The following is an 18,808-nucleotide window of genomic DNA, read 5'->3' as shown; positions in this document are numbered from 1 at the left end:
GCTATGAAGATTCCCGTGGACAAGCTGACCCGCGTCTTTAAGATGGGCGCGACCACCAAGAAGGATTCCGACACGCCGGTTCGCGTGTCCGTCTACCTCGATTCGTCTGCCTCGCGTTTTTTGGTCGAGACGGTGCGCGATGCCTTCGTGCCGCAGACGACGTCTGGCATTGTGCGCGTTGAGCGCCTGGGTGAGGACCGTATCGTCCCCAAGACCGATACCGACGTGGTGCTGGTCCTTTCGTGCGGATCCGACCGTCTGGAGAGCGCTGTACAGGAGCTTGTGATTGCCGGCGCCCCCGTGTGCGTGCTGGCCGAGTCTGCTGTCGAGGTGCCTTTTATCCAGGAGTCCACGCCCATGCTCGGCGCGGTGGCGGCCACCGATAAGACGTATCTGCTCGAGACGCTTGCCCGCTGGATTCTCGATCGCACGGATAAGGAGACGGCCTTTGCGGCGAACTTCGCCTTTATGCGTATTGCGGCCGCTAACCGCATCATCACCTCGTGCGCGCTTACCAATATGGCGACGGGTGCGCTGGTGTTTTTGCCGGGGGCCGATTATCCCGTTATGGCGCTGGCGCAGTTGGGCATGCTCTTTGAGCTCGCGGCCATCTTTGGACGCGGTATTAAGCCCGAGCGTGGCTACGAGGTCGCGGGCGTGCTTGCCGGCGGCTTGGTGCTCCGTGCCGTCACCCGCGCCCTGGTAAAGCAGACGCCGCATATCGGGTTTGCCGTCAAGGCGCTGACCGCCGCCGCGGGCACCTATGGTATGGGCCGTGCGCTCGTTTCGCTGTATGAGCGCGACATCGACTACAGCCGTGCCAACGAGGTGGCTGCCGCCACGTTCTCGCGCGTCCGCGACCTGGTGACCACGGTTGCCGGCGCTACTCGTCCCATGGGTCCCTTTGAGGACGCATCTGATCTCGCTGCTTAGGGGTTTCTTTTGCGCGCTGTGTACCAAGACTGTTTTCATTTGATTGAGCCCCTGCTCGCAAAGGTCGAGAAGCCGAGTCGCTATATCGACCATGAGTGGGGCACGCTCTCCAAGGCCGATGCCGACTATCGTTGCTGCATGATTTACCCGGATGTGTACGAGGTTGGCCTGCCCAACCAGGGTATTGCCATCCTGTACAACATCCTCAATCAGGCCGAGGGCATTTCCTGCGAGCGCGGCTATGTGCCGTGGCCCGATATGGGCGATGCCATGCGCGAGGCTGGTATCCCGCTGCTGTCGCTCGAGGGCGCAGCACCCGTGGCCTCGTTCGATATCGTCGGCATGCACGTGCCGCACGAGATGGCCGTGACAAACTTTCTCGAGGCGCTCGACCTCGCCGGCATTCCGCTGCTCGCGGCCGACCGCACCGAGGACGATCCCATCATCGTCGCCGGTGGCCCCTCGGTCTATAACCCCGAGCCGTATGCGGCCTTCTTTGATGCCATCCTCATTGGCGAGGGTGAGGAGTCGTTGCTCGAGATCTGTCAGCTGCATCGCCGCTTGCGCGACGAAGGCGTCTCGCGCGCTCAGATTGTCGAGCAGCTCGCGACGGTCGCCGGTACCTATGTGCCGTCTCTGTATGAGGTGCGCTATGACGAGCCCTGCTCGCCGCATGGCTACACCGTGCCGCGCGAAGGCAAGGACGTCCCGCCGGTAGTCTATAAGCGCGTCGTTGAGGACTTTGGCGCTACCAATCCGCTGTCGCAGTCGTGCGTGCCCTACGCGCAGCTCGTCCACGATCGCCTGTCTATCGAGATTCTGCGCGGCTGTGCCCGCGGCTGCCGTTTTTGCCAGGCCGGCATGACCTATCGTCCGGTGCGCGAGCGCTCGGCCGACCAGATTGTGTCCTCGGTGATCCAGGGCCTGCAGAAGACCGGCTATGACGAGGTGTCGCTCACCTCGCTCTCGACCACCGACCACTCATGCATCCGCGATGCGCTCGGCAGGCTCAACCGCCGTCTGGAAGATACGGGTATTCGCGTGTCCATTCCCTCACAGCGCCTGGATTCGTTTGGCGTGGATATGGCCGAGTCGGTCGCTGGCGAAAAGAAGGGCGGCCTGACGTTTGCCCCCGAAGCCGGCAGTCAGCGCATGCGCGACATCATCAACAAGAATGTGACCGAGGAGGACTTGGACCGTGCGGCCAAGGCGGCCTTCGAGGCTGGTTGGAACCGCATGAAGCTCTACTTCATGATGGGCCTTCCCGGCGAGCGCGATGAGGATATCGTGGCCATCGCCAACCTGGCCGACCATGTGCTCGAGCTCGGCCGCTCCGTGGTTCCCAAGGCGCGCCGCGGCTCCATCTCGGTGTCCATCTCGGTGTCGGTGTTTATCCCCAAGGCCGCTACACCCTTCCAATGGTGCCCACAGCTCGATTACGACGATGTCAAGCGCCGTCAGAAGCTCCTCATCACGAGCGTTCGCAACCGTGCGGTCCGCGTGCACTACCATGATGCCGAAACCTCGCTCGTTGAGGCCGCGCTGTCTCGCGCCGGCCGTGACATGACGCCTGTCATCATCGATGCCTGGCGTGCCGGTTCGCGTTTTGACGCCTGGGTGGAGCATTTCTCGCTCGATAACTGGAAAAAGGCGGCGGCCAAAAACGGCATCGACCTCAACGAGCTCGTGCACCTGCCCTATGGGCTGGACTGGCGTCTGCCCTGGGAGCACGTGAGCCCCGGATGCTCGCGCGGCTTCCTCGAGCGCGAATACCGCCGCTCGCTGGAGGGCGTCACGACGCCCGACTGCACCCGCACGTCGTGCACCGGTTGCGGAATCTGCCCCACGCTCCATGCCAAGAACGTATTGGTGGGTGATCGCGCATGAGTGAGCGCCTGACCGACAACCCCACGCTCTTTAGGCTTCGCGTTCGCTATGGCAAGCGCGACCGCCTTAAGTACCTGGGTCATCTCGAAGTGATTCATACCATTGAGCGCATCGTGCGTCGCGCGGGGCTGCCCTATGCCGTGACGCAGGGCTTCTCTCCGCACATGCGCGTGGGCTTTTCGTCGGCGCTGCCGGTGGGCACGTCGTCGACTTGCGAGTGGTATGACCTGTTTATGACCGAGTTCGTCGCGCTCGACGAGGCGTTTGAGCGCCTGGCGGCGGCATCTCCGGCCGATCTGGCCCCCATCGAGGCGGCATACATCGACGTGCGCACACCGGCGCTGACGGCGCAGCTCACGCGTCTGTCCTATCGTATCGACCTGCATCTTGACCCTGAGGCACCGGCCTCCGCCGACGAGGTGCGTCGTGCTATCGATACACTGCGCGCGGGCCACGGCATCGACTACGCACGCGGCAAAAAGAGCAAACGCCTGGACTTGGATCATACGCTCGTGGGCTATGAGCTTAAGGCGGGGGAGTGCCGTGACCATCTGGTGCTCATGCTCGACACCCATGCCGACAACGAGGGCTCCATGCGTCCGGAAATTTTGCTTTCTGCCGCTGATGTTTTGTTGCAGGGCTTGACCCCGGGCGTCGATGCACCTATCGTTTCCACCGGTATGCAAGACCTCGTGACCATCTGCTCCTACGATGTCGAGCGTCAGAATCAAGCATGCGAGGACGACGAGGGCCGACTCGTCAGCCCCATACCTGTGCGAACTTGTGGATTTGCTCCACATACTCGTTGACGGGGGTATTATCGCCTGCTACTATATTCGGCTGTTGCACTAACTGATGCATGAAGGGCAAGTAAACATGTACGCAATCGTTAACACGGGCGGCAAGCAGTACAAGGTCGCCACCGACGATGTCATCACCGTCGAGAAGATCGAGGGCAATGAGGGCGATAAGATCACCCTGCCGGTTATCTTCCTCAACGATGGTAAGAAGATCGTCACCGATCCCGACAAGCTGGCCAAGGCCAAGGTTACCGCTCAGATCGTTGAGCAGTTCAAGGGCGAGAAGCAGCTGGTCTTCAAGTTCCACAAGCGCAAGCGCTATCGTCGTCTGAAGGGTCACCGTCAGCAGCTCACCAAGCTGAAGATCGTGAAGGTTCAGGCTACCTCCCGCGCCAAGAAGGCTGTCAAGGCAGAGGCTGAGGCTGTTGCCGAGGCTCCCGTCGCCGAGTAGATTACACTCGTAACGAAAGAGTAGGTATACACAATGGCACACAAAAAAGGACTCGGTTCCTCCCGTAATGGCCGTGACTCCCGCGGTCAGCGCCTTGGCACGAAGCGCTATGCCGGCCAGACGGTAACCACGGGCACGATTCTCGTCCGTCAGCACGGCACGCACATCCACCCGGGTGAGAACGTTGGCCGTGGCAAGGACGACACGCTGTTCGCGCTGGTCGACGGTACCGTTGAGTTCCACAAGGGTATCAAGCACAGGGTCAGCGTACGCCCGCTCGCGAACGCGTAATTCACCCTTCATAGAGCACATATGTGGGAGGCACTTGAGTTTTAGGATTCAAGGGTCTCCCTCTTTTTGTAGGAGGCGATTCTGTTGTCACAGTTCACCGATATCAGCCGAATTAACGTTTGCGGCGGCGACGGCGGAGCCGGATGCATGTCGTTTAGGCGCGAGGCATTTGTTCCCAAGGGCGGCCCCGATGGCGGCGACGGCGGTCGTGGCGGCAACGTCGTCATTCAGGCCGACGCTCAGCTGTCCTCGCTGATCGATTACCGCTTTAAGCATCACTTCCGTGCCGAGCGCGGAACGCATGGCCAGGGTGCCCGCCGCAACGGCAAAAGCGGTGAGGACCTGATTTTGAAAGTCCCCATGGGCACCGTAGTCCGCGAGCTCGATCCCGAGACGCAGACCCCGATGTTCGAGATTGCCGACCTGGTGCACGACGGCGAGCGCGTTGTCGTGGCGCCCGGTGGTGCTGGCGGTCTGGGCAACACTCACTTTGTGACGTCGGTGCGTCGCGCGCCCGCGTTTGCCCAGCTCGGCGAGCCGGCTGAGGAGCACTGGATCGAGCTCGAGATGAAGCTCATGGCCGATGCCGCGCTTGTGGGCTTTCCCTCGGTCGGCAAGTCCTCGCTCATCGCGCGTATGAGCGCTGCCCGTCCCAAGATTGCCGACTACCCGTTTACCACGCTTGTGCCCAATCTGGGCATGGTGCGTGCCGGCGAATATTCTTACGTCGTTGCCGACGTTCCCGGTCTCATCGAGGGCGCGAGCGAGGGTCGTGGCCTGGGCCATCAGTTCCTGCGCCACATTGAGCGCACGGCCTTGATCATGCATGTCGTTGACATGACGGGCGGGTTTGAGGATCGCGATCCGGTTGAGGACTATCGCATTATTAACCGTGAGCTTGAGCAGTATGGCGCTGAGCTTTCGGAGCGTCCGCAGATCGTCGTCGCCAACAAGTGCGATGCGCCGGGCACGGCCGACAAGATTGCCGACCTTAAGCGTGCGGCGCTCGACGACGGGCATATGTTCTTTGCCGTGTCCGCTGTGACGGGTGCCGGTCTCAACACGTTGATGCTTGCCGTGGGCGAGCAGGTGGCCAAGCTCCGCGCTGAGCTGGCGGTCTCTGATGAGCCGGTCGATTTGCGCGACGAGGAGTGGGAGCGTCGCCGCCTGCAGCGCGAGAAGCGGTTCCGTATTGTCCAAGAAGAGCCTCATGCCTTCCGCGTGGTCGGTCGCGCCATCGAGCGCTTGGTTATCCAGACCGACTGGGAAAATGAGGAGGCCGTCATCTATCTGCAGCATAAGTTTTCCCGCATGGGTGTTGACGATGCGCTCGAAAAGGCCGGTTGCCGTGCCGGCGACGAGGTTCGCATTTGCCAGCGCGCCTTTGACTTTGAGGGCGCCGAGGACTTCTCGGAGTTCGAGGACGAGCTTGAGGACGGTAGCGAGGACGTCGCCGTCGAGGTCGTTGATGTCGAGGATGTCGCGGACGATAGCTTGGAGGCTGTCAACGCGGTGGATGCCATTGACGGTACCGATGACTCTGTTGCTGCGGAAGACGTCGAGACCCCGGAGGGCGAGTAAGCCATGTCGCTGCGCGGTGGAATCGGTCTGCCCGAGCTTCCCATAGAGGACGGGCAGGAGTTTAGGCTCGGCATTATGGGCGGTACCTTTGACCCCATCCATTACGGTCACCTGGTGACCGCCGAGCAGGCACGTGAGTCCCTCGACTTGGACGCCGTGCTCTTTATGCCGGCGGGCTCGCCTGCCTTTAAACTCGACAAACCGGTGACGCCGGCCGAGGACCGTTATGCCATGACGGTCCTCGCGACCGCCGCGAACCCGGCCTTTTTGGCAAGCCGCTTCGAGATCGATCGTGCCGGTGTCACCTATACAGCCGATACGCTGCGCGCTCTGCGCGACTTTTACCCGCCTCAGGTAAAGCTCTACTTTATTACGGGTGCTGATGCGATTATCGATATAGTGACCTGGCACAATGCTGATGAGATTGCCGAACTGGCAACCTTTATTGCTGCGACGCGACCGGGCTTTGATATCGATACTGCTCGCGCGCGAATCAAAGAGTCGGGCCTGCCGTTTGACGTGCGGTATATCCAGATCCCGGCGCTGGCGATTAGCTCGACCAACATTCGCAAGCGGGTTGCTCGCGGCATGAGCGTGCGCTATCTTACGAGCGAGTCCGTGCTCGGCTATATCCGTAAACGCGGCCTGTATGCCGATCTTGGGCAAGACGATTTTGATTGATGGGGGAGAACGTTGTCGGTAGAAGAACAGTTTGAGGACGACGAGCGCGCTCTCTTGACGCGTATCCACGAGTTGCTCGATGTGCGCATGAAGGATAAGCGTAAGCGCTACGTGCATTCGCTCGGGGTTGCCGAGACTGCGTTGCACCTAGCCGAGGTGTACGGTGTCGACCGCTTTGATGCCGCTGCCGCCGGCCTGATCCATGACTGGGATAAGGTGCTCTCCGACGACGAGCTGGTCACGCGCGCTCTGCATTATGGCATTAAGATTGCCGGCTCTCCGTCTGCCGCGACGCCGCTTTTGCATGGCCCGGTTGCCGCCTATGAGCTTCCGCAGCTCTTTCCCGAGCTGTCGCCGGCGGTCTTTCAGGCTGTCGACCGTCACACCGTGGGCGCTTGCGACATGACGCCGCTCGATATGGTGGTCTTTGTGGCCGATGCCATCGAACCCAACCGCCACGGCGATTATGCCCATGCGCTGCGCAAGATGGTGGGGAAGTCCTCGCTCGACGAGTTGTTCTTCTCCTGTTTTGCGCAGGGTCTGGTCTATGTGATCCAGACCGGGCGTTATCTTTATCCCACGGTTATTACGATTTACAACCATTACGCCCAGCTGCGCTAGCTCGGGCTGTCTAGAAAGAGGTATTCCATGGCCGACGAGACCATGACCGACGAGCAGATTCTTGAAAGCGTGGAGCACAAGAGTTTCGTTGCCACGTCCGACCGCACTGCCGCCTCGCTGTCCGCGAGCGGTGTCGCCGCCGAGGAAGTCGCTCGCGCCGCCGCGCAGGCCGCCTACGACAAGAAAGGCGAGGACGTGCAAGTGCTCGACCTGACAGAGCTTTCCGATGTGTGCGACTACTTTGTCCTTGCTACCGGCACCAACAACCGCCAGGTTGATTCGATCGTCGACGAGATTGAGGAGAAGGTCGCCGAGGCTTGCGGCGAGCACCCGTTTTCCATCGAGGGCCGCGAGCAGAAGACCTGGATGCTCATGGACTACGGTTCGGTTGTCGTCCACGTCTTCACTCCTGAGGCGCGCGAGTTCTACCGTCTCGAAAAGCTCTGGGGCGACGCCCCCCAGCTTCCCCTCGACCTCCTCTAGTAGCTCATTTGGGACGGGGTTTTAGCTAACCTTTACCGTTCGCCGGGCAGCTGCATCATTCGCACCTGCCCGGTTTTCTTTTTGTCCAAAGGCGGTTAATCGTTGAAGCGGGATTGGCGGCCGAAGGATAGGGCGGTGTCGCCGAACTTGTCTCGGACGGCGTCGATGGCGACGGAGAGGTCGCGGCGGTCGCTGGATTGGGCTCCGCGATCATCGACTTCGCAGAACAGGTCGGTCTGGATGCCGCCTTGGTGGTCGAAGTCGCTCATGCCGATGCCCGCCAGGCGCACATGCATGCCTTCCTGCCAGATGTTGTCGAGCAGTTCGAGCGCCACTGCCACGAAGATGTTCTCATCGTCGGTCGGATGGGGCAGCCGGCGCTGTGCCGAGCGACCGCTTCCATACGAATACTTGAGTTTGAGTGTCACCGTGGCACCCGTTAGTCCCTGACGGCGCAGGCGGCGTCCCACTGACTCTCCCAACAGCGCAATCGCCGCTTCGATGTCCTCACGCTCAGTCAAATCTTTCGCAAAGGTGCGTTCATTGCTGACCGACTTGACCTCGCGCTCTTCATCGAGGCTCGTGACTTCGGAGAGTTCGAGTCCCAGCGCACGCTGGCGCATGCGTTCGCCGTTGATGCCAAAAATAGAGGCCAAGGTGGATTCCGGTGCGCGGGATAGCTCGCCGAGCGTGTAGATGCGCATGCGGCGCAGCCGCTCCTCGGCCGATCTCCCGATGCCGCTCATGGCAGATACCGGCAGCGCAGCCAAAAAGCGCTGCTCGGTTCCGGGGCGCACGATGGTCAGCCCAAACGGCTTGTCCCGCTCGCTTGCGATCTTTGCGACCGTCTTGTTGCAGCCCACGCCAATTGAGCAGGTCACTCCCAGCGCTGCGACGCGGTCGCTTATGCGCCGCGCAACCAGCAGCGGGTCCTCGGGTGCAAAGCGACCCGGTGTGATATCGATAAAGGCTTCGTCGATGGATACGCGCTCAACGCGCGGGGTCTCGTCGGCGAGAATCGCCATGACCTGAGCGCTGACCTCGTGGTAGCGATCGAAATGCCCATGCGTCCAAATGGCCTGCGGACAGAGGCGCCGTGCCTCGGCCGAGGGCATGGCAGAGTGCACGCCAAAGCGACGTGCCTCGTATGAGCAGGTGGACACGACGCCGCGGGAATCGGCATCGCCGCCCACGATGAGTGGCTTGCCGCGCCACTCGGGATGATCGAGCATCTCCACGCTCGCAAAAAACGCATCGAGATCCATGAGGCCCACCGCCGGCCCCGTCCAGGGCGGCGGCGTGACGCCCGCAGCATCCTCATAACCGTATGTATGTTCGCGTCTTTTCATGGCATGAGTATACCGCGCAGCTCATGTGGGGTGCGTGGATGTGCTTGCAAATCGCGAATTCTTGTCTAAGATATGGATTTGCCTTCGACTACACCGAAGAAGTTGGTCTCACGGACTTCACCTGCCCGCGTCGATGGCGTATTATGTTCAACTGTTTGTTTGTAGTTGCAGCCTAAAGCTGCTTGGTTGGAGGAGTTTCCTTTGGCAGTCAAGATTCGCCTTGCTCGTCACGGCGCTAAGAAGCGTCCGTACTACCGTGTCGTCGTCGCCGATTCCCGCGCCCCGCGTGACGGTCGTATCATCGAGGAGGTTGGCCGCTACAACCCGATGACCGCCCCCAAGACCATCAACCTCGATCTCGAGAAGATCGCTGACTGGCAGTCCAAGGGCGCTCAGCTCACCGACGCTGTCGCTGCTCTGGTCAAGGCCGCCAACGAGGGCGAGAAGACCGAGACCGTCGTCAAGAAGTCCAAGAAGCAGCTCGCCAAAGAGGCCGAGGCCGCTAAGGCCGCTGAGGGCGCCGAGGAGTAAATCGTGCCTGAGGTTGACGCTGCACAGCTCGAGGGTGAGGCAATGCTCTCAGATCGCATCGCCGATCTCGTCGAATATCTCGTTGTTCAGATCGTCGACGACCCGGATTCCGTGAGCCTTGAGGTCATCGACGGTGACGACGCCTCCACGATTGAGGTTTCGGTTGCCGAGGATGACGTCGCTAAGGTCATCGGCCGTCGTGGCCGTACCATCAAGGCCATTCGCACGCTCGCCCGTGCACTGGCCGCTCGCCTCGACACTGCTGTCGAGGTAGAGGTTCTGGGCTAGGACCTTGAGGTCCCAGTACAAAAACATCGCCCGTGTGGTCAAGCCGCACGGAAGGAAGGGGGAGGTCCTCGCGCAGCCGCTGCGGGGGCTTCCTTCTGTATTAGAGCCGGGTATGCGCGTCGCCCTGACGCCGCCGGCGCTCAAGCGCGACCGTTTTTGCACGGTCGTATCCGTCACCGATACGGGCGATGGCGATCTGGTCTCGTTTGAGGGCATTGACGACTTGACGGCCGCCGAGGGCATCACGGGATGCTACGTGCTGGCAAATCGTGACGATTTTGAGCTCGATTCGCTCGACGCTGCCTATACCGACCTGATGGGTCGCGAGGTGGTCGACGAGCGCTTCGGTTTGCTCGGTACGATCGTCGAGATCATGTCGACGCCCGCCAACGATGTTTGGGTTGTCGAGGGCAATCGGTACGGCGAGGTGCTGATTCCCGTGATCGAGCAGGTTGTGCTCGATCTTCCCGATCAGGGGACAATTTCCGTCCGCGTTATGGACGGTTTGATCGATATGGACAAGTAGGGAGGATAACATGCTGATCGAGACCCTTTCGGTCTTTCCCGAGATGTTTGAGCCCGTCATGTCCACATCGATCTTGGGCCGCGCCCGCAAGGCCGGCCTTTTTGATTTTAAGGCCTATAACCTGCGTGACTGGACGCACGACCGCCATCGTACCGTCGATGACGAGCCGTACGGCGGCGGGCAGGGCATGCTCATGAAGGTCGAGCCTATCGCAGAGGCCATCGAGGCTATTAGCTCCGAGGGTCCCAAGCCCACTGTGGTGTTCTTTACCCCCTGTGGCGAGCCTTTTACGCAGCATGTGGCCGAGCGCCTGCTCAAAAGTGAGCGCCTGCTGTTTGTGTGTAGTCGCTACGAGGGCGTCGACGAACGTGCATATGCGTATGCCGACGAGCGTCTGTCGATCGGCGACTATGTGCTTACGGGTGGCGAACTTCCCGCTATGGTCGTTGCCGATGCTGTCGTACGCCTGATTCCCGGAGCCCTTGGTGACGAGATGAGCAACGTCGACGAGTCGTTCTCGACCGCCGAGGACGGTGGCCTGCTCGAGTACGCGCAGTACACCCGTCCCGCTGAGTTTAACGGCGAGGGCGTGCCGCCGGTGCTCGTGAGCGGTGACCATGCCAAGGTTGACGCTTGGCGCCGTAAGAATGCCATCGAGCGCACCTGCCGCTGGCGTCCCGACCTCATCGAGACTGCGCGGCTTACGCCCGAGGAGCGTGCATACGCGCAAGAGATCCTGGACGCATCGTATTCGCAGAGCGAGGAGTGAGAATGGTTCCATCGCAGCATTCCGTGCTAAAGGGTGCGTTTGAGTGGATCGTGGTCGTCGCGATCGCACTGGTCGCCACCTTCCTGATTCGCTCGTTTGTGGTCGAACCCTTTGTGGTGCCCACCGGCTCCATGGAGTCCACGATCGAGATTGGCGACCAGATCCTGGCGCAAAAGGTGAGCCTCGAGCTCGGCCAGCCCGTCAGCCAAGGCGATATCGTGGTGTTCCACAACCCCGATGGCACCTCCGAGCACGATGTTCTCGTCAAGCGTGTTATTGCCACGGCCGGCCAGACGGTCGACCTTCAGGACGGCAAGGTGGTCGTTGACGGCCAGGCGCTCGACGAGGACTACACGACCGGCATGAGCTGGCCGCTTTCGGTCCAGGCTCCCGGCGCTCGGGTAGGCTATCCCTACACCGTTCCCGATGGGTGCGTGTGGGTGATGGGCGACAACCGCGAAAACTCTGCCGACTCACGCTACTTTGGTCCCGTTGATCGCTCTGACTTGATCGCCGTGGCGCTTGTGCGCTACTGGCCGCTCAACCGCATCGGCGCTATCGACTAAAAACCGCTATAGTACAGTACCTAACCGTGTAATCGTTTCGACGAGGGGATATTAGAGGCATGAACGCTTCATCGCTTTCCTTCCAAGACATCATCCTGCGCCTCCAGCAGTACTGGGGCGAGCAGGGCTGCGTCATTATGCAGCCCTATGACTCCGAGGTCGGTGCCGGTACCTTCCACACCGCGACCACGCTGCGCTCGCTCGGTCCCGCCGAGTGGCGCACCTGCTACGCTCAGCCTTGCCGCCGTCCTGCCGACGGCCGCTACGGCGAGAACCCCAACCGCATGCAGCACTACTATCAGTTCCAGGTGCTCATCAAGCCGTCGCCGGCCAACGCCCAGGAGCTTTACCTGGGGTCTCTTGCCGCTATCGGCCTGGACCCCAACGACCATGACGTCCGTTTTGTCGAGGATGACTGGGAGAGCCCGACGCTGGGCGCCTGGGGCCTTGGCTGGGAGGTCTGGCTCAACGGCATGGAGGTCACGCAGTTTACGTACTTCCAGCAGGTGGGCGGCATCGAGGTCGACCCCGTGCCTGTCGAGATCACCTATGGCCTTGAGCGCATCGCTATGTATGCTCAGGGTGTCAACTCCGTCTACGACCTGGTGTGGAGCTATCTGCCCGATGGCACGCCCATGACCTATGGCGACGTGTTCCTGGAGAACGAGCGCGAGTTCAGTGCCTACAACTTTGAGGTCGCTAACGTTGAGATGATGCGTCAGAAGTTTGACGACTACGAGGCCGAGTGCCACTCCTGCCTTGAGCGCAAGCTGCCGTTGCCCGCTTACGACTGCGTCATGAAGTGCAGCCATGCCTTCAACCTGCTCGATGCCCGCGGCGCGCTGTCCGCAGTCGAGCGTGCCAACTACATCCTGCGCGTCCGCGCCGTCGCCAAGGCGTGCTGCGAGGCCTATATGGCCGAGGTCGCCGGAGTCAACGAGAATGCCGACCAGGAAGGCGAGGTGGCGTAAGCCATGGCAGACGCTAAGGATTTCCTGTTTGAGATCGGTACGGAGGAAATGCCCTCCGCACCGCTTAACAATGCCGTCAAGCAGCTTGGCACCATGATCGCAAAGGGCCTCGACGAGGCCGGTCTGGCCCATGGCGAGGTCCGTGTGATCTCGAGCCCGCGTCGTCTGGCTGCGCTCGTGGCCAACGTCGCCACTGCGACCGATGAGGTCCATGAGGTCAAGCGCGGCCCCGCGGCAAACATTGCCTTTGATGCCGACGGCAACGCCACCAAGGCTGCCCAGGGTTTTGCCCGCAAGTGCGGTGTGGCTGCCGAGGACCTGGTCCGTCGTGAGGACACCGACGGCCGCGAGTACGTGTTCGCCGAGAAGAACATTCCCTCCGCACCGGCTACTCCGATCCTGACGGCTCTGTGCGAGAAGACTATTGCCGGTCTGCAGTGGCCCAACTACCGTAGCCAGCGCTGGGGCCACGAGCACGCTACGTTTGTGCGTCCGGTCCGTTGGATTTGCTGCCTTTTGGGCGAGGACGTCGTGCCTGTGTCGTTTGCCGACGTGACGAGTGGCAACACCACGCGTGGTCATCGCGTACTTGGCCCTGGTGACCATGTGGTCGCCAGCCCCGCCGTCTACGAGCAGGTGCTCGAGGACGCCGGCGTGCTTTCTGCCGAGCGTCGTCGTGAGGCCATCCTTGCCGGTATCTCCGAGGTCGAGGCCGCTCGCCCTGGCTGCCATGTCGACACGCCCAAGAAGGTCTTCGAAGAGGTCATCAACCTCTGCGAGTGGCCGACGGTGCTCGTTGGCACCTTCGACGAGGAGTTCCTCAAGGTCCCGCATGAGATTATCTGCGAGTCTATGCTCACCAACCAGCGCTACTTCCCGATCTATGACGGCGAGGGCAAACTCACGCGTGAGTTCGTGGTCGTTTCCAACAGCAAGCCCGAGAATGCCGAGCGCGTGATCGACGGTAACGAGCGCGTCGTGCGCGCCCGTCTGGACGACGCAAAGTTCTTCTACGAGGAGGACCTGAAGATCTCCCTCGACGAGTTCCGTGAGCGTCTAGCCAAGGTTGCCTTCCAGGAGAAGCTCGGTAGCGTGCTCGCCAAGTCCGAGCGCATTGAGCAGCTCGCGCTCGTCATCGCTCGCGAGGCCCATCTGGGCGCCCACCTTGCCGCCGATGCCGCTCGCGCCGCTCACCTGTGCAAGGCCGACCTGGTATCCAACGCCGTCGTCGAGTTCACGAGCCAGCAGGGCGTGATGGGCGGTTATTACGCCTCCGCGATGGGGGAGAACGACGAGGTCGCCCACGCTATTCGCGACCACTATCGCCCCCGCTTTGCCGGCGATGAGCTGCCCGAGGGCGCCGCTGGCTGCATCGTGGCCTGTGCCGACAAGCTCGATACCATTGCCGGTATCTTTGCCATCGGCGAGCCCCCGACCGGCTCTTCCGACCCGTACGCGCTGCGTCGCGCCGCCATCGGCATCATCAACATCCTGCGCGATCGCCTGCCGATTGACCCCACGTCGCTGATCGACTTCGCCCTTGAGCTCTATAGCGAGCAGGGCATTGAGTTCGACGCCGCCGAGGTCGCCCAGCAGGTTCGCGACTTCTTCCACGGCCGTCTGGTGAGCATGGCCCGTGACGAGAAGATCCCGGCCGATACCGTCGCCGCCGTATCCGCGGTGCACATCATTGCCCCGTCGGTCTTCTTCGCCCGCTGCGCCGCCCTCGACGAGGCCCGCAAGAACGACGCCGAGACCTTCGACAACCTGGCGACTGCCTACGCCCGAGCCGCGCATATCTCCAAGCCCGAGCTGGGTGCGGAGTACGACCGCAGCCTGATGGGCGAGGTCGAGCTTGCGCTTGCCGACGCCTCCGAGGCCGCTCAGACCGCCGTCGATGTCGCCCTTGCTGCCGAGGATTACCCTGCCGCGTTTGCCGCTCTGGCCGCCCTGCGTGCCCCCATCGACCGTTTCTTTGACGAGGTTATGGTCATGGACAAGGACGAGCAGCTCCGCGATAATCGCCTTAAGCTGCTCAACCGCTTCGAGGCCGTATTCTCCGGCATCGCCAACATTGGTGAGCTTGCCCGCAAAAAGTAAGCTAGCCTGCGCATAAGCGCAAAAGGAGCCTCGCATGGATTGCCCGGTCACCGCTCGTCCCACCGTTATCGTTATCTCCGACTCGCTCGGTGATACCGCTTGTGAGGTGGTGCTTGCGGCGTCCGGGCAATTTGATGAAGGGGCTTTTCGTGTTTTACGTCTGCCTAAGGTGACCTCGGTGGAGCAGGTCAAGTCGTTTGTGGGCCCGCGAGTCGATGCCGACCATCGCGATATCGCCGTGTTCCATACCATCGTCGACCCGGCGCTTCGTGCTCGCGTACTCGACTACTTGGGCATGCTGCACATTCGCTCGGTCGACCTGATCGGCCCGTCGCTCGCGGTGCTGTCGTCGCTTATTGGCGTGCCGCCAAAAGGAGTGGCGGGTGTGATCCATAAGACCGATGACAGGTATTTCCACCGCATCGAGGCCATGGAGTACTTTGTCGAGCACGATGACGGGCGCGGCTGCGATGATCTGTCGGGTGCCGATATCGTGCTGCTGGGCGTGTCGCGCACATCCAAGACGCCGCTTTCGATGTATTTGGCCTATCAGGGCTACAAGGTCGCCAACGTTCCGCTGGCGCACGGTATGGAGCCGCCCAAGTCGATTTACGAGGTCGATCCGATGCGTCTCTTCGGTCTGATTTCGACCGTCGATGTGATTTCCGAGATTCGCGATAGCCGCCTGGGCGACGACTATGCCCGTGCCGTTGCCGGCTCCTATGCCGAGCCCGAGAGTGTACGCAGTGAGCTCGAGGAGGCTCGTGCCCTCATGAAACGTCTGGGTTGCTTTGTGGTACGCACCGACGGCAAGGCGATTGAGGAGAGTGCCTCCGAGATCATCGCTCACCTCGAAGAGATCCAGGAAGCTAGGGCCCGCCGTGCCGGCCGCCGCGCTCAACAGCAGTAGTCCTTTCTGGGATGATTTTTCGGGGACGGTGATTAAAATGCCCCGTCTCAAATTGACTGGTTTTGGTAAAGCGATTTAGCAAGAAAACTACATTTGACCTGATAATTTATTGTAGTGGTATCTTCATAAGGTAACCACTTTTACCTACCGTTTACCGCAGGTTTTAGCACGTTTACCAAACCGCGCATCCTCTGCTCAAGCCCGTTTAAATCCCGCCGTATAGTTCCCTCACGGCCCGCATCCGGCGGGTCGATTCGTTACCACGGTCGTGCGCGAGAGCGCATGGAAGGGGAAGCATCGTGAGCGATTGCAAGAGGGTTTACCATTTTGGAACCGATGCCCAGGGCACTTGTGTCACCGAGGGCGACAAGTCCATGAACTTCGTGCTTGGCGGCAAAGGCGCGAACCTTGCCGAGATGAGCCGTATCGGCCTGCCGGTTCCCGGTGGCTTTACCATTACCTGCCAGACCTGCGTTGAGTACTCTGGTGCAGGCAACGTGTGGCCGGAGGGCGCGCTCGACGAAATCGTTGCCGCCGAGGTCGACCTCGAGGCCCGCTGCGGCAAGAAGCTTGGCGACGCCCGTGACCCACTGCTCGTCTCGGTACGCTCGGGTGCTCCGTTCTCCATGCCCGGCATGATGGACACAGTCCTCAACCTGGGCCTCAACGACGATTCCGTCCAGGGCCTTATCGCCCAGACGCAGAACCCGCGCTTTGCCTGGGACAGCTATCGTCGCTTTATCCAGATGTTCTCCAACGTCGTCATGGGTGTCGATGCCGACTTGTTCGAAAACGCCCTGACCCAGGCCCGCCTGGTCGCCGGCGTTCGCGTCGACTCCGAGCTATCGGCCGAGGACCTGCAGGAGCTCGTCGAGACCTTTAAGAGCATTTTCTCTGAGAACGTCGAGGCCGCCCTGTACCCCGAGCTCGAGGTCGCCGACGGCAAGCCCGTCTTCCCACATGATCCGGAGCTCCAGCTGCGCCTTGCCATTCAGGCCGTCTTTGGCAGCTGGATGAACGAGCGTGCCTGCATCTACCGCAAGCAGCACGGCATTTCCGACGACCTTGGCACCGCTGTCAACGTCCAGGCTATGGCCTTTGGCAATAAGGGCGAGACCTCGGCGACCGGCGTCGCCTTTACGCGCAATCCGGCCGACGGCACCAAGGAGTTCTACGGTGACTTTCTGGTCAACGCTCAGGGCGAGGACGTCGTCGCCGGCATCCGTAACACCGAGCCCATCGCCGACCTCAAGACCACCCCGGGCCTCGAGTCCGCGGGTGAGGAGCTTGAGCGTGTCTTCCTGACGCTCGAGGATCACTACCGCGACATGTGCGATATCGAGTTCACCATCGAACAGGGTAAGCTCTGGATGCTCCAGACCCGCGTGGGCAAGCGTACCGCAACCGCCGCCCTGCGCATCGCTATCGAGATGGTCGAAGAAGGCCTCATCACCCGTGAGGAGGCCGTGAGCCGCATCGACCCCGCGCAGCTCGACCAGCTCCTGCACCCGCAGTTCGACTCCTCCAAGAAGTACGAGGCGCTCGCATGTGGCCTTAACGCCAGTCCCGGTGCCGCTGTGGGCGAGGTCGTGTTCTCGAGTGACGACGCCGTCGCACGTTCCGCCGAGGGTCACAAGGTCATTCTGGTCCGCTGGGAGACCAACCCCGACGACCTGAAGGGTATGGTCGCCGCCGAGGGTATCTTGACGAGCCACGGTGGTAAGACGAGCCATGCCGCCGTTATCGCCCGTGGCATGGGTACCCCCTGCGTCTGCGGTGTCGAGCGTTTCCATATCGACGCGGCCGAGAAGGTCGTGCGTATCGAGGGCAGCGATCGCGTACTGCACGAGGGCGACATCATCTCCATCGACGGAACCCAAGGCATTGTCGTTGATGGCGCTGTCGATTTGGTCTCCGCTGAGCTCACCGGCGACCTGGACACCATCCTGTCCTGGGCTGACGAGATCCGCCTGGACGAGACTGACGGCCACGCCAACCACGTGCGCGTCAACGCCGACAACCCCGAGGATGCCGAGCTCGCGCTCGAGTTTGGCGCCGAGGCCATCGGCCTGTGCCGCACCGAGCACATGTTCCTGGGCGATCGCAAAAACATCATCCAGAGCTTTATCCTTTCTGACGATGAGACCGTGAAGCAGCAGGCCCTGGCCGATCTGCTCAAGGTTCAGACCGAGGACTTCTTGGCGATGTTCAAGACCATGTCCGGTCGCGATGTGGTCGTTCGCCTGCTCGATCCGCCGCTTCATGAGTTCCTGGATAATCCTCGCGAGCTCGAGGTCGCCATCACCAAGAAGGAGGCCGCCGGCGCCAGCGAGGAAGAACTCGCCGCCTTGCGTGCCCGCTTGCGTCGTATCGACGGCATGGTCGAGTCCAACCCGATGCTCGGCCTGCGCGGCGTGCGCCTGTCCGTCGTCTTCGGTGACCTGCCGCTCATGCAGGTCCGTGCCGTGGCAACGGCTGCCGCCCGCCTTATCAAGGAAGGCGTCGACCCGCGTCCCGAGATTATGGTCCCGCTCGTTTCCATTACGGCCGAGCACGTTCAGACTCGCGAGGTCATCGAGCGCGTGATTGCCGAGGTTTCCTCCGAGGAAGGTGTCGAGCTCAACATTCCCGTGGGCACGATGCTCGAGCTGCCGCGCGCTTGCATGGTCGCCGACGAAATCGCGCAGCACGCCGACTTCTTCTGCTTTGGCACCAACGACCTCACGCAGACGACTTTTGGTTTCTCGCGTGACGACGCCGAGGCCAAGTTCATCCCGCTGTACATGCATAAGAAGATCTTGAAGGACAACCCCTTCGAGACCATCGACTCGGCGGTGCTGGAGCTCGTGCGCATGGCCGTCGAGAAGGGCCGAGCTACCAACCCCGGCATGCACTTTGGCGTGTGCGGTGAGCACGGCGGCGACCCTAAGTCCATCAAGGGCCTGTTCAACGTTGCCGATGTGGACTATGTGTCCTGCTCGCCTTACCGCGTGCCCCTGGCGCGCCTGGCTGCCGCTCAGGCCAAGCTCGAGGCCAAGCGTTCCGCCTAACGTTTTGGGTTTGGGCGCCT

Annotated in this window: 19 protein-coding genes; 18 read left to right on the top strand and 1 reads right to left on the bottom strand. The window is 61.5% G+C overall.

The annotated features are described in order from the left end of the window. The first annotated feature begins 3 nt into the window (after positions 1-3). The 9 genes from AAAX73_RS05465 to rsfS all read left to right on the top strand — a co-directional run bounded on the left by AAAX73_RS05465 (position 4) and on the right by rsfS (position 7,728). Entirely contained in the window at positions 4-933 is a 930-nt protein-coding gene (locus AAAX73_RS05465) for a hypothetical protein (RefSeq protein WP_349125283.1), read from the top strand. Positions 934-942: 9 nt separating this feature from the next. Then, positions 943-2,820: a TIGR03960 family B12-binding radical SAM protein gene (locus AAAX73_RS05460; protein ID WP_349125282.1), complete on the top strand. Its 1,878-nt coding sequence runs from the start codon at positions 943-945 to the stop codon at positions 2,818-2,820. Further along, positions 2,817-3,629 carry a TIGR03936 family radical SAM-associated protein gene (locus AAAX73_RS05455; RefSeq protein ID WP_349125281.1) on the top strand — a complete coding sequence of 271 codons (813 nt, stop codon included), beginning with the start codon at positions 2,817-2,819 and terminating at the stop codon, positions 3,627-3,629. The genes AAAX73_RS05460 and AAAX73_RS05455 overlap by 4 nt, the downstream gene beginning before the upstream one ends. Before the next feature lie 67 nt (positions 3,630-3,696). Beyond that, complete coding sequence (gene rplU / locus AAAX73_RS05450; protein WP_117786063.1) at positions 3,697-4,071, top strand: 50S ribosomal protein L21; 375 nt, start codon at positions 3,697-3,699, stop codon at positions 4,069-4,071. Between the two features lie 33 nt (positions 4,072-4,104). Further along, complete coding sequence (rpmA, locus tag AAAX73_RS05445; RefSeq protein ID WP_006236075.1) at positions 4,105-4,362, top strand: 50S ribosomal protein L27; 258 nt, start codon at positions 4,105-4,107, stop codon at positions 4,360-4,362. An 84-nt stretch (positions 4,363-4,446) separates the two neighbouring features. Continuing rightward, complete coding sequence (gene obgE / locus AAAX73_RS05440; protein ID WP_349125280.1) at positions 4,447-5,943, top strand: GTPase ObgE; 1,497 nt, start codon at positions 4,447-4,449, stop codon at positions 5,941-5,943. Between the two features lie 3 nt (positions 5,944-5,946). After that, positions 5,947-6,624 carry a nicotinate-nucleotide adenylyltransferase gene (gene nadD / locus AAAX73_RS05435; RefSeq protein ID WP_349125279.1) on the top strand — a complete coding sequence of 226 codons (678 nt, stop codon included), beginning with the start codon at positions 5,947-5,949 and terminating at the stop codon, positions 6,622-6,624. Positions 6,625-6,711: 87 nt separating this feature from the next. After that, the gene (gene yqeK / locus AAAX73_RS05430; protein ID WP_349125316.1) at positions 6,712-7,245 is read left to right on the top strand and encodes a bis(5'-nucleosyl)-tetraphosphatase (symmetrical) YqeK; all 534 of its coding nucleotides are present in this window, start codon (positions 6,712-6,714) and stop codon (positions 7,243-7,245) included. Between the two features lie 27 nt (positions 7,246-7,272). Beyond that, positions 7,273-7,728, top strand: a complete 456-nt coding sequence (gene rsfS / locus AAAX73_RS05425) for a ribosome silencing factor (RefSeq protein WP_349125278.1) — start codon at positions 7,273-7,275, stop codon at positions 7,726-7,728. 95 nt (positions 7,729-7,823) lie between these two features. On the opposite strand, the gene dinB is transcribed toward rsfS, so the two are convergent. Further along, the gene (gene dinB, locus AAAX73_RS05420; protein ID WP_349125277.1) at positions 7,824-9,077 is read right to left on the bottom strand and encodes a DNA polymerase IV; all 1,254 of its coding nucleotides are present in this window, start codon (positions 9,075-9,077) and stop codon (positions 7,824-7,826) included. Between the two features lie 201 nt (positions 9,078-9,278). Between dinB and rpsP the strand changes: the two genes are divergently transcribed. From rpsP to ppdK, 9 genes are all read left to right on the top strand, one after another. Next, entirely contained in the window at positions 9,279-9,608 is a 330-nt protein-coding gene (gene rpsP / locus AAAX73_RS05415) for a 30S ribosomal protein S16 (protein WP_271744476.1), read from the top strand. Between the two features lie 42 nt (positions 9,609-9,650). Beyond that, a complete protein-coding gene (locus tag AAAX73_RS05410; protein ID WP_171021534.1) occupies positions 9,651-9,896 on the top strand; it encodes a KH domain-containing protein in 246 nt (81 codons plus the stop codon). Between the two features lie 34 nt (positions 9,897-9,930). After that, a complete protein-coding gene (gene rimM / locus AAAX73_RS05405) occupies positions 9,931-10,422 on the top strand; it encodes a ribosome maturation factor RimM (RefSeq protein WP_349125315.1) in 492 nt (163 codons plus the stop codon). A gap of 10 nt (positions 10,423-10,432) precedes the next feature. After that, complete coding sequence (trmD, locus tag AAAX73_RS05400; RefSeq protein ID WP_118385180.1) at positions 10,433-11,191, top strand: tRNA (guanosine(37)-N1)-methyltransferase TrmD; 759 nt, start codon at positions 10,433-10,435, stop codon at positions 11,189-11,191. 2 nt (positions 11,192-11,193) lie between these two features. Then, entirely contained in the window at positions 11,194-11,757 is a 564-nt protein-coding gene (lepB, locus tag AAAX73_RS05395) for a signal peptidase I (protein ID WP_349125276.1), read from the top strand. Between the two features lie 59 nt (positions 11,758-11,816). Next, positions 11,817-12,728, top strand: a complete 912-nt coding sequence (locus AAAX73_RS05390; RefSeq protein ID WP_349125275.1) for a glycine--tRNA ligase subunit alpha — start codon at positions 11,817-11,819, stop codon at positions 12,726-12,728. Positions 12,729-12,731: 3 nt separating this feature from the next. Then, the gene (glyS, locus tag AAAX73_RS05385; RefSeq protein WP_349125274.1) at positions 12,732-14,828 is read left to right on the top strand and encodes a glycine--tRNA ligase subunit beta; all 2,097 of its coding nucleotides are present in this window, start codon (positions 12,732-12,734) and stop codon (positions 14,826-14,828) included. 34 nt (positions 14,829-14,862) lie between these two features. After that, a complete protein-coding gene (locus AAAX73_RS05380) occupies positions 14,863-15,738 on the top strand; it encodes a pyruvate, water dikinase regulatory protein (RefSeq protein ID WP_349125273.1) in 876 nt (291 codons plus the stop codon). Positions 15,739-16,037: 299 nt separating this feature from the next. After that, on the top strand, positions 16,038-18,788 hold the full coding sequence (ppdK, locus tag AAAX73_RS05375; RefSeq protein ID WP_349125272.1) for a pyruvate, phosphate dikinase: 2,751 nt from the start codon (positions 16,038-16,040) through the stop codon (positions 18,786-18,788). Positions 18,789-18,808 lie beyond the last annotated feature (20 nt).

The sequence above is a fragment of the Collinsella sp. CLA-ER-H9 genome (assembly GCF_040092295.1).
GTDB lineage: Bacteria > Actinomycetota > Coriobacteriia > Coriobacteriales > Coriobacteriaceae > Collinsella.
The sequence above is the reverse complement of the archived record's forward strand: the minus strand, read 5'-3'. Positions and strand labels throughout refer to the sequence as shown.

Coding starts and splice junctions, on each gene's coding strand:
- AAAX73_RS05465 (WP_349125283.1), top strand. CDS start 4: ATGAAGATTCCCGTGGACAAGCTGACCCGCGTCTTTAAGATGGGCGCG.
- AAAX73_RS05455 (WP_349125281.1), top strand. CDS start 2,817: ATGAGTGAGCGCCTGACCGACAACCCCACGCTCTTTAGGCTTCGCGTT.
- rplU (WP_117786063.1), top strand. CDS start 3,697: ATGTACGCAATCGTTAACACGGGCGGCAAGCAGTACAAGGTCGCCACC.
- rpmA (WP_006236075.1), top strand. CDS start 4,105: ATGGCACACAAAAAAGGACTCGGTTCCTCCCGTAATGGCCGTGACTCC.
- nadD (WP_349125279.1), top strand. CDS start 5,947: ATGTCGCTGCGCGGTGGAATCGGTCTGCCCGAGCTTCCCATAGAGGAC.
- yqeK (WP_349125316.1), top strand. CDS start 6,712: ATGAAGGATAAGCGTAAGCGCTACGTGCATTCGCTCGGGGTTGCCGAG.
- rsfS (WP_349125278.1), top strand. CDS start 7,273: ATGGCCGACGAGACCATGACCGACGAGCAGATTCTTGAAAGCGTGGAG.
- dinB (WP_349125277.1), bottom strand. CDS start 9,077: ATGAAAAGACGCGAACATACATACGGTTATGAGGATGCTGCGGGCGTC.
- AAAX73_RS05410 (WP_171021534.1), top strand. CDS start 9,651: ATGCTCTCAGATCGCATCGCCGATCTCGTCGAATATCTCGTTGTTCAG.
- trmD (WP_118385180.1), top strand. CDS start 10,433: ATGCTGATCGAGACCCTTTCGGTCTTTCCCGAGATGTTTGAGCCCGTC.
- lepB (WP_349125276.1), top strand. CDS start 11,194: ATGGTTCCATCGCAGCATTCCGTGCTAAAGGGTGCGTTTGAGTGGATC.
- AAAX73_RS05390 (WP_349125275.1), top strand. CDS start 11,817: ATGAACGCTTCATCGCTTTCCTTCCAAGACATCATCCTGCGCCTCCAG.
- glyS (WP_349125274.1), top strand. CDS start 12,732: ATGGCAGACGCTAAGGATTTCCTGTTTGAGATCGGTACGGAGGAAATG.
- AAAX73_RS05380 (WP_349125273.1), top strand. CDS start 14,863: ATGGATTGCCCGGTCACCGCTCGTCCCACCGTTATCGTTATCTCCGAC.